The sequence below is a fragment of the Aquabacterium humicola genome, from assembly GCF_030167915.1.
Taxonomy (GTDB): Bacteria; Pseudomonadota; Gammaproteobacteria; order Burkholderiales; family Burkholderiaceae_C; genus Pseudaquabacterium; species Pseudaquabacterium humicola.
In genome coordinates this window covers 119,110-133,209 of sequence record NZ_JARGNB010000010.1, presented here as the reverse complement: position 1 = coordinate 133,209, position 14,100 = coordinate 119,110, and the positions used below count along the sequence as shown (strand labels likewise).

At 70.4% G+C, this 14,100-nt stretch carries 7 protein-coding genes and 1 pseudogene; 5 read left to right on the top strand and 3 right to left on the bottom strand.

Going from position 1 to position 14,100, the window contains the following annotated elements:
- Window positions 1-59 precede the first annotated feature (59 nt).
- The gene (locus P1K89_RS29935; RefSeq protein WP_284620212.1) at window positions 60-2,168 is read right to left on the bottom strand and encodes a tetratricopeptide repeat protein; all 2,109 of its coding nucleotides are present in this window, start codon (window positions 2,166-2,168) and stop codon (window positions 60-62) included.
- A gap of 192 nt (window positions 2,169-2,360) precedes the next feature.
- Here P1K89_RS29935 and P1K89_RS29930 point away from each other — a divergent pair, with 192 nt between their 5' ends.
- A complete protein-coding gene (locus P1K89_RS29930) occupies window positions 2,361-2,717 on the top strand; it encodes a hypothetical protein (protein ID WP_284620211.1) in 357 nt (118 codons plus the stop codon).
- A 157-nt stretch (window positions 2,718-2,874) separates the two neighbouring features.
- Window positions 2,875-3,939 carry a GNAT family N-acetyltransferase gene (locus P1K89_RS29925; RefSeq protein WP_284620210.1) on the top strand — a complete coding sequence of 355 codons (1,065 nt, stop codon included), beginning with the start codon at window positions 2,875-2,877 and terminating at the stop codon, window positions 3,937-3,939.
- Between the two features lie 32 nt (window positions 3,940-3,971).
- Here the strand turns inward: P1K89_RS29925 and P1K89_RS29920 are convergent, their stop codons facing one another.
- Window positions 3,972-4,133 (bottom strand): hypothetical protein, encoded by a 162-nt coding sequence (locus P1K89_RS29920; protein WP_284620209.1) that lies wholly within the window; start codon window positions 4,131-4,133, stop codon window positions 3,972-3,974.
- On the opposite strand from P1K89_RS29920, the pseudogene P1K89_RS33320 reads away from it, so the two are divergent.
- From P1K89_RS33320 to P1K89_RS29910, 3 genes and pseudogenes are all read left to right on the top strand, one after another.
- A pseudogene (locus tag P1K89_RS33320) lies at window positions 4,132-4,266 on the top strand (hypothetical protein); the annotation flags it as partial. The gene P1K89_RS29920 and the pseudogene P1K89_RS33320 sit on opposite strands and share 2 nt — an antisense overlap.
- A gap of 123 nt (window positions 4,267-4,389) precedes the next feature.
- Window positions 4,390-8,955, top strand: a complete 4,566-nt coding sequence (locus tag P1K89_RS29915) for an Ig-like domain-containing protein (protein WP_284620208.1) — start codon at window positions 4,390-4,392, stop codon at window positions 8,953-8,955.
- A gap of 126 nt (window positions 8,956-9,081) precedes the next feature.
- Complete coding sequence (locus P1K89_RS29910) at window positions 9,082-12,279, top strand: Ig-like domain-containing protein (RefSeq protein ID WP_284620207.1); 3,198 nt, start codon at window positions 9,082-9,084, stop codon at window positions 12,277-12,279.
- A gap of 24 nt (window positions 12,280-12,303) precedes the next feature.
- Here the strand turns inward: P1K89_RS29910 and P1K89_RS29905 are convergent, their stop codons facing one another.
- Entirely contained in the window at window positions 12,304-14,097 is a 1,794-nt protein-coding gene (locus tag P1K89_RS29905) for a GGDEF domain-containing protein (RefSeq protein ID WP_284620206.1), read from the bottom strand.
- Between the last annotated feature and the right edge of the window lie 3 nt (window positions 14,098-14,100).

The window sequence follows — 14,100 nt, the reverse complement described above, 5'->3', positions numbered from 1 at the left end:
ACTCCTCCTTGAAGATGGGCGTGGGACGGGTCCTGGCCGCGGGCTGCGCGCCGTCCCTTCTAGTCGGGCAGCCCGGCGTGGCGCAGGCCCTGAAGCAGGTCGTCGAGGTAGGGCTGCTGCATGGGGGACCAGCGGCCGAACGCAGCGACGGAAAAGTCCGGTGTCTCGGCCAGCAGGGCCTGCGCGAGCTCGCGCGCCTCGGCCAGTTCGCCGATGCGCACGAGCGCCGCGATCTGCACCCGGCGCGCGCCGTTGAACCGCGGGTTCAGCCGCAGCGCCTTGCCCAGCCAGCCGGCCGCCTCGTCGTAGCGGCGGCCGACGAAGCAGGCGCCGCCGCAGATCGTCAGGTGCCAGAACATGTGCTGGTCGAACGGGCTCAGGCGCATCGCGCGCTGCACGCGCTCCATCGATTCGTCGCAGCGCCCCATGTAGGACAGCGTCGCGGCGCTGCGCGCCCACGCGGCCGCGCAGCTCGGGTTGATGGCCAGCGCCTGCTCGTACATCTCGAGCGCCTGCTGGTAGCGCCGCTCCTGCAGCGTCGTCACGTAGCCGGCGACCGACAGCGCCCAGGCGTCCCGGCCGTCGAGGCGCACCGCGCGCATCGCATGCTCGAGCGCCAGCGCACCTTCGCTGCGATCGCTGGTCAGGCCCTCGCCGACACGCAGCGTGTACCACCACGCCAGATGGGCGTGCGCCTGCGCATAGCCGGGATCGAGCGCGATCGCGTGCTTGAGCATGTCGCCGGCGGTGTCGAACTCGGCGCTGCCAAGCTGGTACAGGCCGGCGAGCGCGCGCAGCACGCAGTCATAGGCGCCATAGTGCTCGGTGGGGCGGTGGCGCACGCGCGCGACCTCCTCGTCCTGGACCTGCGGCGCCACCGCCGCCGCAACGCTGGCCGCGATCTCCGCCTGGAATCCGAAGAGATCGTCGGTGCTGCCATCGAATCGTTCGTGCCACAGCACGCGCTGGTCCGGCGCGTAGACCAGGCTGACGTTGAGGCGCACCTGGGCCCCGGAGCGGCGCAGGCCGCCGATCACGAGGTAGCGCACGCCGAGCTCGTCGGCCACCGCGGTGAGGTCGACCTCGTTGCCGCGGAAGCGCAGCGTCGAGCTGTGGGCGATGACGAACAGCGCCCGGTTGAGCGACAGCGTGGCGATGATCTCCTCGGTGAAGCCGTCGCCGAAATAGGCCTCGCCGACGGCGCCGCTGGCATCGAAGGGCAGCACGGCGATCGACGCGACACGCGCCAGCGGCGCGCGCGGCGCGTCGCCCCGCACCGCCGCGCGGCTGCCGGCGTCGATGCGGAACACCTGCACCGGCCGCTGCAGGCGCGGCATCAGGCGCTCGCCGCGCGGGTCGAACACCGCGTCGAGCTTGTGCATGACGAAGTCGCGCACCTTCTGCGTCGTCAGGACTTCGTCGTGTGCGGCGATGTGCTGGAGGTCGGCTGCCACATTGACACCATCGCCGACGAGTTTGCCGTCGTCGACGATCACGTCATCCACAGCGATGCCGATGCGCATGTGCACCGAAGCGCTTTCGGCGGCATCGGGCGTGGCGCGCCATTCGGTCAGCAGGACCTGCAGCTGCAGCGACCACGCGACGGCCTCGACCACGCTGCCGAACTCGATCTGCACGCGTTCGGCCGTCAGCTCGATCAGCCGGCCGCCGAAGCGCGGCACGCTGCGCTCGATCAGATCCTGGCGGATGCGCCGCCAGGTGTTCGCCGCGCGCATCGGGTCGCGGGCCACCAGGCGGGGCCAGCCGACCACGTCGGCCTGCACAATGGCCGCCAGCCGTCGTTCCAGGCGGCCGGCGGCCACGTCCGGCGCCGGGACCGGCGGCGGCCGCTGCAGATCGGTGCGTGCGGCGCCGGTGCCTGCGAGCGCCAGCCGATAACCGCGCCCGGTGACGGTGACGATGGCATCGTGGCCGAGCAGCCGGCGCAGCGTCGAGATCTGCACCGTGAGGTTGTTTTCCTCGACGACGATGCCGGGCCAGCCGAGGTCCAGCAGTTCGGCCTTGCTGACCACGCGGTCGGACCGTTCGGCCAATGCCAGCAACACGTCGAAGGCCCGTGCCCCCAGCGCGACCGGCGTGCCGTCGACGATCAGCTTGCGCTCGGCCACGCGGATCTCGACGCTGCCCAACGTCATCACCTGGGTCACGGTGCGGCTTCCTCCCTTGCAACGATCGGCGCTGACCGTTGTGGCCATGTGTAGCACTTTTCAATTCTTCTTCCTACCGCTTGAGGATGCCGACGGGGCTCGTCGGGCCCTACGGTGTTGCAAGGACGACACCACGCGCCGCGACGGCGGCCGAGCGGAGACGGAGGCGGGCGGATGACTCAGGAGACTTCGATGCGCGCGGCCCCGGCGGCGACCCTGACCACGCTGACCGAGGTGCTGGCGCTGGGACGATTGCTGAGCCTGTACGGCCGGCGCATCTCCGACGTCGCGCCGCGCGGCGACCTCGGCCTCGGGCTCGATCCCGAGGGACCGGTGGGCTTCGCGCTGATCCGCGCCTATCGGCGCCATGCCGGTGTCGTGGTGCTGCCGGAGCCGCTGGTGCTCAGCGTGTTCGGGGACGGGCAGCCGCCCGACGGCGACGATGCCGACGCGCAGCCCGGGGAGCGCATCTGGACCGCGGCGGCCGCCGACCGCGCGATGCGGCTGCAGCTGCAGCAAGGCTCGCTGGCGGCCTTGCTCGGAATCTGAGCGTCGTCATCCACCGGGCTGTTGACCTGCACCCCGGTCCATCGGGTGCGCCCCCCGCGAGCATGGGGGATGTGGCAGCCGGGCGCGTGCTAGCCTCGCGCGACATCAAACGAGGGAAGCGGTCGCCGGCACGGCGGCCGCCAGGGGAGGAACGGCGATGGTGCCAGCCAGCCGTGACGCGACGCTGCACGCCTGGCTGCGGCAGGGCGACTGGGCGCGACTGCAGTCGCATTTCGATGGACATGCACCGGCCACGGCGGCCGAACACGCCGCGCACGCGCTGCTGCTGACGCGCAGCGAACGCACGCGCGAGCGCGACGCCCGCATCGTCGCCGACTGGCGCCAGGCCTGCCGGCTGCAGCCCGACAACCTGCTGCACACGGTCAACCTGACACAGGCGCTGCTCGACGCCGGCCAGGTGGACGAGGCCGCCGCGCTGGCCGCGCGTATCGCGCGGCAGGCGCCGCAGTCGCTGCCCGCCGTCGAGAAGCTGTGCCTCGCGCTGCATGCGCAGAGCCGGTGGACCGATGCCGGGCGGGCCGCCGAACACGCCACCTCGCTGGCCGAGGCGCGCCAGCTGCCGCTGCCCGACGCCGTGCGCAGCGTGTGCGAAGCGCTTGCCGGCCGCTGGTGGGAACCGATCACCATCGGCGGCGCCCTGCTGCGGCTGCCGCAGGCCACCGACCTGCCCTTCCTGCGCGCGGCCTTCAACGATGCCGCGTTCATGCCGCGCTTCCACCGCTACCAGCGCGGCGACGAACCCGCCCTGCATGAGTTCATCGGCCGCGCCCAGCGCCCACCGCGCGAGACGCGGCGGCGCGACTGGATCGTGGTCGATCGCGCCGGGCGTGCGGCCGGCCTGGTCTCGATCGTCGACATCGACGCGATCAACCGCCGCGGCGAGCTGCTGGTCGGCGTGCCCGGCGGCGAGCGTCGCGAAGGCGGGGAAGCGCTGGCGCTGAAGGCCTCGCTGGCCGCGGTGGCCTTCGCCTTCGAGCGGCTGCGGCTCGACAAGCTGGTGAGCTACGTCTACGGCGACAACCCGGTCGCGCAGGCCAACACGCTGCACCTGGGCTTCGCCAGCGAAGGCCTGCTGCGCGGCCACATCGCCGACGGCGACCGGCGCCTCGACCTGCACGTCAACGGCCTGCTGCGGCCCGAATTCGAGGCCGACGCCCGGCTGCAGCGCCTGCGGCGGCGCTGGCAGGCGCACGCCCGCTGAGGCCGGCCCTGTCGCCACACGTTTCGAACACATCACTGGAGGGAGATCATGCAGACAACGAACACCACGAACGCGGCCACCGCGACCACCACGCCCGAGGACGACTTCCCGTGGTCGACACGCACCCAGGCCGTCGTGGCGGTCGACGGCGCGGCGACGACCGGCACCATCGAGACGGCCGGCGACGGCGACATGTTCCAGGTGCAGCTGCAGGCCGGGGTGACCTATGCATTCACGCTGTCGCGCAGCGACGGCACGCTCGATCCCCTGCTGACGCTGTTCAACCCCTCGGGCAACCCCTTGGCCAGCGACGAGGACGGCGGCTCGAAGAACGGCGGTGCCCGGCTGGTCTACACGCCGACGGCGGGCGGCACCTACTTCCTCGGTGCCGCCGACGAGGGCAGCGCGACCGGTGGGTACACGCTCGCGGCGCACGCGCTACCGGCGCCGGTGCTCGTGCAGGCCGTGCCGGCCGACGACAGCACCGACGTGGCGGTGTCGAGCAACCTGCAACTCCACTTCTCCGACAACGTGCAGGCCGGCACCGGCTCGATCGTGCTGCACAAGGCCGATGGCAGCGTGGTCCACAGCTTCGCGGTGGGCAGCGATCCGGGTGTGACGTTCGCGGGCAGCACCGTCACGATCGATCCACCGAGTGACCTCGCGCTGTCGCAGGACTACTACCTCACGATCGACGCGGGTGCGCTGGTCGGGAGCAACGGCGTGGCGTATGCCGGGCTGAGCACGGCAACTGCGCTCAACTTCAGGACCACGTCTTCGCAGGACGACGACTACCCGACTTCTGCGCCCGGCGCCGTGGCGACGGACGGCACACCCAGCACCGGCCGCATCGAGGTCCCCGGCGACAGCGACGCGTTCGCCGTGCAGCTGCAGGCGGGCCATGCCTACAGCTTCGCGCTGGCCCGCACGTCGGGCGCCCTCGACGTGATGCTAAGCGTTGTCGGCCCGGGTGGCGCGGTCGAAGCCAGCGACCACGACAGCGGCGGCTCGAAAACCGGAGACGCCCGCATCCTCAATTTCATCCCATCGTCGACCGGCACCTATTACGTGAAGGCCGCGGACGAATCCTCCGCCACGGGCACTTACGCGCTGGCTGCGCTCCACCACGGCATCCCGACGCCGGACGACCACAGCAACGGCTTCGAAGGCGCGACCGGCCTCGCCGTCGGCGGTCAGGCGGTGGCCGGCCGCATCGAGCTGGCGGAAGACAACGACATGTTCAAGGTCGCGCTCATCGCCGGCACGACCTACAACTTCACCCTGGTGCGCAACGACGACGGCGGCCTGAGCTCGCCCTACCTGAACCTCTACCAGCCCGATGGCACCTGGGGCGGGTACAGCTACGCACGCGACGAACCGACGATCACGCTGAACTACACCGCGACGGTCAGCGGCGAACACTACCTGAACGCGTCCGGCCTCGACCTCAGCACCGGCGGTTACGAGGTCAGCGTCGCGATCGACGGTACGCCGCTGGTAGCGCCGACCCTGACTTCCGCCTCGCCGAGCGACGACGCCAGCTATGTGTCGCTCGACTCGGCGTTCCATCTGACGTTCTCCCATCCCGTGAAGCCGGGCCAGGGGTCGATCGTGATCCGCCATGCCGACGGCACGGTCGATCAGACGATTGATGTCGCCGACTTCACGCAGGTCCAGTTCGACAACCGGACGATGGTGCTGAACCCGGCCGGCGACCTGGCCAGGGGCCGCGGCTACTACATCGAGATCGACGCCGGCGCCATCCTCAGCACGCAAGGCCTCGCGTTCGCCGGCCTCAGCGGTCCGACGGCCTACAACTTCACCACCGTGCCGCCGCCCGATGACTACCCCTGGTCCACCGACACGACCGGCGTCGTGACCGTCGGCGGCGTCGCCAGCTCCGGCCAGATCGAGACGAGCCATGACGGCGACATGTTCGCCGTCCAGTTGGAGGCCGGCCACAGCTATGTCTTCCGTCTCGACAGCGACGGCAGCCCCGGCGGCCTCGATCCGAGCCTGACGCTGTTGAACCCCTCCGGCAAGGCCATCCTCACCGACGACGACTCGGGCAGTTCCGCGGGCAGCGCCCGCATCGCCTTCAACGCATCGACAACCGCCACCTACTACCTCGGCGTGCAGGACGAAGCCTGGGGCATCGGTGGCTACAAGCTGACGGCCATCGACGCACCGCCGCCGACGCTTGCTGGCACCAGCCCCGCCGACAACGCGACTGGCGTGGCGGTCGATGCCAACCTGCAGCTGCAGTTCTCGCAGCCGGTGGCCGCCGGCCAGGGCGACATCCTGATCCGCGATGCCGGCAACGGCATGGTGCGCGTGATTCCGGTCGCCGACACGACCCAGGTGCACTTCGACGGCAACACCGTCACCATCGATCCACAGATCGATCTCGAGCCCGGACGACCCTACTTCGTCGAGATCTACGCCGGCACGATCGTCGGCAGCAACGGGGCGCCGTTCGCCGGCGTGACTGGCGGCAGCGCGTTCAACTTCGTGACCGCCAGCCCGCCGGATGACTTCCCGTGGTCGACCAGCACGGCGGGTCATGTCACCGTCGGCGGCCCGGCCACGCACGGCCGCATCGAAGCGGCGGACGATGCGGATATGTTCGGGATCGAGCTGCAGGCGGGGGTGGCCTACAGCATCGCCGCGCAACGCGACGCGAGCCAGCCCGGCGCTCTTGAGCCCCGGCTCGTGCTGCTGACCTCCACCGGCGAGGTGCTGCGCGACGTGCATGGCTGGGGCGGCGTCGACGATCCGGACGCGCAGCTGTACTTCACGCCGGCGACGAGCGGCACCTACTACGTCGGGGTTATGGACGAAGGCCGCGGTACCGGCTCGTACCAGGTATCTGCGACCACCGACGTGCCGCTCGTCTACGGCCACTACCCGGAGAACGGCGCGATCGACGTTAACCCCTCCACGCCCATCAGCTTCAGCGTCACCAAGCCGTTCAGTCTCGGCCAGGGCACGGTACTCATCCGCGACAGCAGCGGCGCCGTCCGCTTCTCCATCCCTACCGGCGACTGGAACCAGATTTCCGCCAACGGCTACGCCCTCTACATCAATCCCAGCTTCGACTTCGAGCTGGGGCAGACGTATACCGTTGACCTGCCGCCCGGCTTGCTGCTGGATGCCAACGGCCAACCGCATCCCGGCCTGGAGGCTCCCGTCGAGCTGACATTCACGACGCAGCCGCTGCAGCCGGACGACTGGCCGAACTCGCCGGGCGGGGCCGCGCAGATCGCCATCGGCGGCACGCGCTCGGGACAGTTCGATTACTACGGCGACCACGACATGTTCCGCGCCGACTTGGTTGCCGGCCGCACCTACGAATTCGCGTTGAAGGCAGTCGATCCGACGAGCGGGCTGCTCACCTACCTGGCGCTGCTCGACGCCAGCGGCCATGCGTTGCCCGTGCACGCCGACACGATTCCTGGAACAGCCGCGACTTTCCGCATCGGCTTCACGGCGCCGTCCAGCGGCACCTACTACCTCGACGCGATGCTGTCCGGCAACCTCGGCGCCTACCAGCTGTCCGCAGCGGCTGTAACCGACGACTTCCTCGCCGCCACCGGCACCAGCGGCAGACTGACCATGAACGGCGCGGCCACGAGCGGCCAGGTCCAATCGTCCGCCGACGTCGACTGGTTCAAGGTGTCGCTCACCGCGGGACGCATGGTCCACGTCGACCTGTCCGGCGCCGACGGCCCGCTCGATACGAACCTGTTTCTGTTCAACGACGCCGGCGCGCAGATCACCGGCACGTATCAGACGTCGGGCCTGGCGGGAGGCGCGACGCGCCTGACCTTCATCGCACCGACGACCGGCACTTACTACGTGCAAGCCGGCACCGACAACGGCGAGACGGGGCGCTACCAGGTGCGCGCGAGTTTCGCGACCGACTCGGTCCCGGCGTCGACGACCACCAATGCCGTCGTCAACGTCCCCGACGGCCCGCGCCTGGGCACCCTCGAGTTCGCCGGGGATGTCGACTACTACAAGGTCGACCTCGCCGCCGGCGTTAGCTACGACTTCAAGCTGACGACCACCGAAGGACTCTGGCTGAGCAATCTGCACCTCGGGCTCTACAGCCCGACCAAGGCGCAGCTGGTGGCAACCGACGGCGGCTCGAAGGCCGACCCGCAGTTCAGCTACACGCCGACCGTGAGCGGGACGTACTACCTGCGTGCCAGCGACGCCGGTGGCAACCTGGGCAGCTACCTGATCGATGTCGGTCACACCGACGTCGCGCCCCCCGCGCTGGTCTCGCTCTATCCGCAGAGCGGCGCAACGGTGTCCCGCACCGGTGCCTTCGTCCTGCGCTTCGACGAACCAGTGTTCGCCGGCAGCGGCAGCATCGTGCTGCGCAATTCGGCGGGCGCGATCATCGGGAGCTTCGAAACGTCCGACTACCCGCACCTTTCATTCGTCGGAAGCACGCTGTACATCACCCCCGGCCTCGAGCTCGCAGCCGCCACCGAGTACTTCATCGACATCCCGGCCGGTGCCGTGCGCGACGCCGCCGGACAGGCCTTTGCCGGCCTGACCGGTGCCACCGCCTACCGCTTCACCACGGCTTCCGACGACTTCGATGAACGCGGCCCGAACATCGGCACCTTGGTGCTCGGTGCCGCCCCGCTGCAGGGCCACCTCGAAGTCGGCGACGACCGGGATCGCTTCGGGCTCGAAGTCACCGCCGGCCAGTCGATCCGATTGCGCGTGCCCGGCACAGCGCCCGGGGTCTACTTCGAGCTGTTCGCGCCAGACGGCACGACCGCATTCGGCGGCGGTGGATGGGCGACGTTCAAGGCCGCGACGAGCGGGACCTACCACGTCGTTGTGTTTGGTGACAACCCGGCGGACTACACGATCGCCGCCGAGATCGACTACACCGAATGGGCGGCCACCGCATCGTTGGCGGGCGGCGAGCGCGACAACGAGGTCGCGCTCACCGGCCAGCCCGCCCTCGACTTCACGGGCTACGACGCCCCCTGACCGCCCCAACCGGGGAAGCTTCACGGCTTCCCCGGGTACCCTGCTCACCCTCAGGACCATTCAGCCGATAACGAGATCCAGGGCGGTCCGTCCGCCTCGAACACGACCCCGGGAGAACTCTCACCCATGGCAATCGCCAACTGGACGCTGGCCCAGGTGCTGGCCCAGCTGAACACCGGCTACAAGTGGTCGGGCAGCACCATCACCTACTCGTTCCCCACCAGCGCGAGCGGCATGTTCTCGCAGGGCGAAGGCGCGGGCTTCCGCGCCGTCAACAGCTCGCAGCAGCAGATGCTGGCGCTGGCGCTGACGACCTGGGACGAGCTGATCGCGCCGACGATCGCGCAGGGCAGCGGCTCGACCAACATCGAGTTCGGCTACACCAGCACCGACATCGGCTACGCGCACGCCTACTTCCCGACGATCGGCAGCGTCTGGTTCAACGTCACCGAGCCCGACCTCGTCGCGCCCGTGCTCGGCGGCTACGGCTTCGACACCTTCCTGCACGAGATCGGCCACGCGCTCGGGCTCGACCACATGGGCGACTACAACGGCGAGGGCAACTGGTCGCCGTCGTCGTACCAGGACAGCGAGGTGCTGTCGGTGATGTCGTACTTCGGTCCGCGCAACGTCTCGCCGCTGTATTCGCCCGACGTGATGCAGGCCGACTGGACCGACGCCAACAACCAGGCCTGGTCGCCGCAGACGCCGATGCTCAACGACATCATGGCGATCCAGGCGATCTACGGTGCGTCGACGACGACGCGCACCGGCGCCACCGTCTACGGCTTCAACAGCAACATCACCGGCACGCTGGGCGCGATCTACGACTTCACGCGCAACGCCCACCCCGTGCTGACGATCTTCGACTCGGGCGGCCAGGACACGCTGAACTTCAGCGGCTGGAGCACGCCCAGCGTGATCGACCTGCGCGGCGGCGGCTTCTCGTCGGCCAACAACATGACGAACAACGTCGCGATCGCCTACGACACGGTGATCGAGGACGGCGTCGGCGGCGGCGGCAACGACACCATCACCGGCAACGCGGCGTCGAACCAGCTGACCGGTGGTGCCGGCAACGACACGATCAACGGTCTCGGCGGCGACGACGTGCTCATCGGCGGGCCCGGCAACGACACTCTCGACGGCGGCGACGGCAGCGCGGACACCGCGGTGTTCGACGGCGTCGCCTCGGCCTACGCCATCACGGTGGCCGGGGGCATCGTCACGCTGGTCGGTCCCAGCGGCACCGACCGCGTGAGCAATGTCGAGCGCTTCCGCTTCGCCGACATCACGCGCACCTTGACCGACCTGATGCCCAACGCGGACACGACAGCGCCGCAGCTGCAGTCGCTGAGCCCGGCCGATGGCGCCGCGTCGGTGACCGTCGGCGCCAACCTCGTGCTCGGCTTCAACGAGGCGGTGCGTGCCGGCAGCGGCACGATCAACGTCTACGAGGCCGACGGCACGCTGTGGCGCAGCATCGCCGCCAGCGACACGCTGCAGCTGCGGTTCAACGGCAGCACCGTGACGATCGATCCGGCCGCCAACCTGCCGGCGTCGCGCAGCTTCTACGTCACCGTGTCGGCCGGCGCGCTGGCCGACCTTGCGGGCAACCCGTTCGCCGGCTGGAGCGACGCCACGCGCTGGAACTTCGGCACCTCGTCGGTCGACGCCAGCGCACCGCGCATCGTCGCGACCAGCCCGGACGACGAAGGTAGCAAGGTGGCGGTCAATGCCACGCTGGTGATCGACTTCGACGAGCCCGTGCTCGCCGGCACCGGCAACATCGTGATCCAGCGCGGCAGCGAGGCCCCGATCACGATCGCGGTGAACGATGCCACGCAGGTGAGCATCGACGGCAGCCGGGTGAGCATCGACCCGAAGACCGCGTTCGCCGCAGGTGCGGCCTACACGGTGGCGATCGATGCCGGCGCCTTCAAGGACGCGGCCGGCAATGCCTTCGCCGGCCTCACGGCCGCCAGCGGCGCCTGGAACTTCAGCACCGCGGCACCGATCGCCGGCGACGACTTCCCGATGAGCGTCGACACCAGCGGCGTGCTGCGCACCAGCGGCAACTTCGTCGGCGCCCGCATCGATGCGTCCGACGACGCCGACATGTTCAAGGTCGAACTGGTCGCCGGCACCCTGTACCGCTTCGACATGCTGGCCGGCAGCGCGGCGCTAGATCCCTACCTCGTGCTCTACGGCCCGCAGCCCGAGCTTGACCTGCTGGCCTACGACAACGACGGCGGCAGCGGCGACGACGCGCAGCTGTTCTACACGCCCAGCGTGAGCGGCACCTACTACGTCGCCGCGTCGGACAACGGCGGCATCACCGGCAGCTACAGCATCTCCGCCAGCAAGCCGGTCGACGACTATCCGGCCTCGACCGCCACCAACGGCCTGCTGTCGACCAGCGGCGCCTACAGCTTCGGCGTCATCACCGCGCCGACCGACAGCGACATGTTCGCGGTGCAGCTGTCGTCGAACGCGCACTACACCATCCGGCTCGAGCGCATCACCAACGGCCTCGTCGATCCCTACCTCGTGCTGTTCGACGGCCAGGGTGGCGTGCTGGCGTTCGACGACGACAGCGGCGGCGACGGCAACGCGCAGCTCACGTTCGTGCCGAGTGTCTCCGGCACGCACTACGTGATGGCCGCCGACTACGACACCGGCATGGGTGGTTACCGCGTCAAGGCCGAGATGCGGCCGCTGGTGCGCGGCAGCGCGGCCGACGACGTGCTCGCCGGCAGCGCGGGCAACGACTTCGTCGACGGCGGCGACGGCATCGACCGGCTGGTATGCGGCGGTGCCCGCGCCTCGTATGCGCTCGAGGCCGCCGACGATGGCGGCTGGACGCTGGCAGACAGCCGCGGCCTCGAGGGCCGCGACCTGCTGCACGAGGTCGAGCGCCTGCAGTTCGCCGACGGCTCGCTGGCGCTGGACCTCGACGGTCGCGCCGGCGAGGTCGCCCGCCTGCTGGGCGCGGTCTTCGGGCCGGCCTCCGTGCACAACGCGGCCTATGTCGGCATCGGCCTGGAGCTGCTCGACGGCGGCATGGCCAGCGAAGCGCTGGTGCAGCTGGCACTCGATGCCCGCCTCGGCGCCGGTGCCGGCCACGCGGCGGTGGTCGAGCTGCTCTATGCCAACCTGACCGGTTCGGCCCCCCCGGCCGAGGTGCGCGCGCAGTACGTCGCCCTGCTCGACGAGGGCAGCTTCACCCCGGTCACGCTGACGCAGCTGGCCGCCGACCTGGACCTGAACCTGGCGAACATCGGCTTCAGCGGCCTGTCGGCGACCGGCCTGGCCTACGGCTGACCGGCCGCGCGGGCGCCGCGGCGCTCAGGCGATGCAGGTGCGGTTCTTCCCGGTGCGCTTGGCCTCGTACAGCGCCTCGTCGGCGCGCTCGAGTGCCAGCTCCAGCGCCTCGCCGGCGCGGTAGGCGGTGACGCCGGCCGAGAAGGTCACGAAAACCTCGCGGCCGTCGTGCATGAAGAGGCTGGCGCTCAACTGGCGCTGGAGCCGCGTCAGCACCTGCTGCGCTTCGTCGACCGGCATCGCCGTGAGCAGCACGACGAACTCCTCGCCGCCGAAGCGCGCGATGTGATCGACCGGCCGCAGCCATTCCTTGACCCGCGTCGCCAACGACTTCAACGCCACGTCGCCGGCGGCATGGCCGAGCGTGTCGTTGAGCTTCTTGAAGTTGTCGATGTCGATCAGGCCGACCGCGAACGCCGGGCCGCCGCGGTCGATGCGCGCACGCTCGGCCTCGAACACCTGCTGCAGTCCGCGGCGGTTGGCGACCTGCGTCAGCACGTCGGTGGACACCTCGTCCGAGAGGCGACGCAGCTCGCCTTCGAGCTTCAGCACCTGCGCCTCGAGCTCGCTGGCGCGCGAATGTTCGTCGGCCATGCGCTGGCGCGCGCCGGCGATCACCTCGTGCACCGCGCGCGATTCGCCGACCAGCTCGCGCACCACGTCGGCCAGGCTTTCGATCGAATCGGCGCGTTCGATGACGTCGGCATAACCGACCACCTTGTCGTTGAAGCGGCCGGTGACCTGGCCCAGCTCGCCGATCTCGCTGAGCATGTGCGTGATCATCGCCTTCAGCGCGTCGCGCGCCTTCTCGCGCTCGCTGCGCATCGAGCGCTGGCGCTCGCGTGTATCGGCCAGCAGCTCGCGCGCGGCGCGCACCGCGCGAGCCCCGGCGTCGCCTTCGAGCCGCGAGCGCAGGCTCTGGCTCTGCCCGCGGGCCCAGCTCTCGTCCTCGGACAGCTCGGTGAGGCTGTCGGTGAGCGAGCGGCACAGCGCCATCAGTTCATCGACGAGGTGGTGGCGGTGCGCGAACAGCCGCCGCACGCGCTGGCAGACCTCGACCACGCCTTCGGCGACGGCCACCGTCGCGCCTTCGCTACGGATGCGCTGCGCCCAGGCGCCGAGTTCGTCGGCCAGCTCGGCCGCGCGCGGCTGCTCGGGCGGCAGGCCCGAGCGCAACGCCCCTTCGAGCGCCTCGACGATGCGCGGCTGGTGGTCGATCGGGGCGGGCGCCGGCGCGCTCGCCGTGGCCGGCGCCGCCGCCCGTTCGGCCAGCTCGATCGGCGTGCCCGCCTCGGGGGCCGGTCCGTCGGCAGCGCCCTCCTGCACCTCGACCGAAACATCGGCCGCGTCGGTCTCCCAGGAATGGATCAGCTGCTTCAGGCGTTGCTGCAGCCGCTGGGCGTCGCGGCGGCTGCCGTCGAGCACGCGCTGCAGGCTGTCCTTCTTGCGCGCCGGCGTCCACTGCTTGCTGCCGCGCTCCAGCGCGCGCGCCAGCCGTTCGACCAGCGTGGCCCAGGCCTGGCCCTGGGCCACGTTCGGGTCGCCGCTGCGGTCGAGGATGCGCAGCGCTTCGTCGAAGCGGCTGTCGTCCAGCGCCGCGAGCACCTCGCCTCGCAGGCCGGCGTCGTCGCTGGCGCGCGCCAGCAGCCGTTCGAGCAACGGGCGCGCCTTCGCCGGCAAAGAGGCCGTGTCGGCCGCGGGCGGCGCTTCGCCGGCTTCCTCCGCATAACAGCGGGCGTAGTTGGCCGGCGTCGGCTCCAGCTTCGACAGGGCCAGGCGGCGCAGCGCGCCCTTGGCGTATTGCGCGGGGGTCGTCATCGC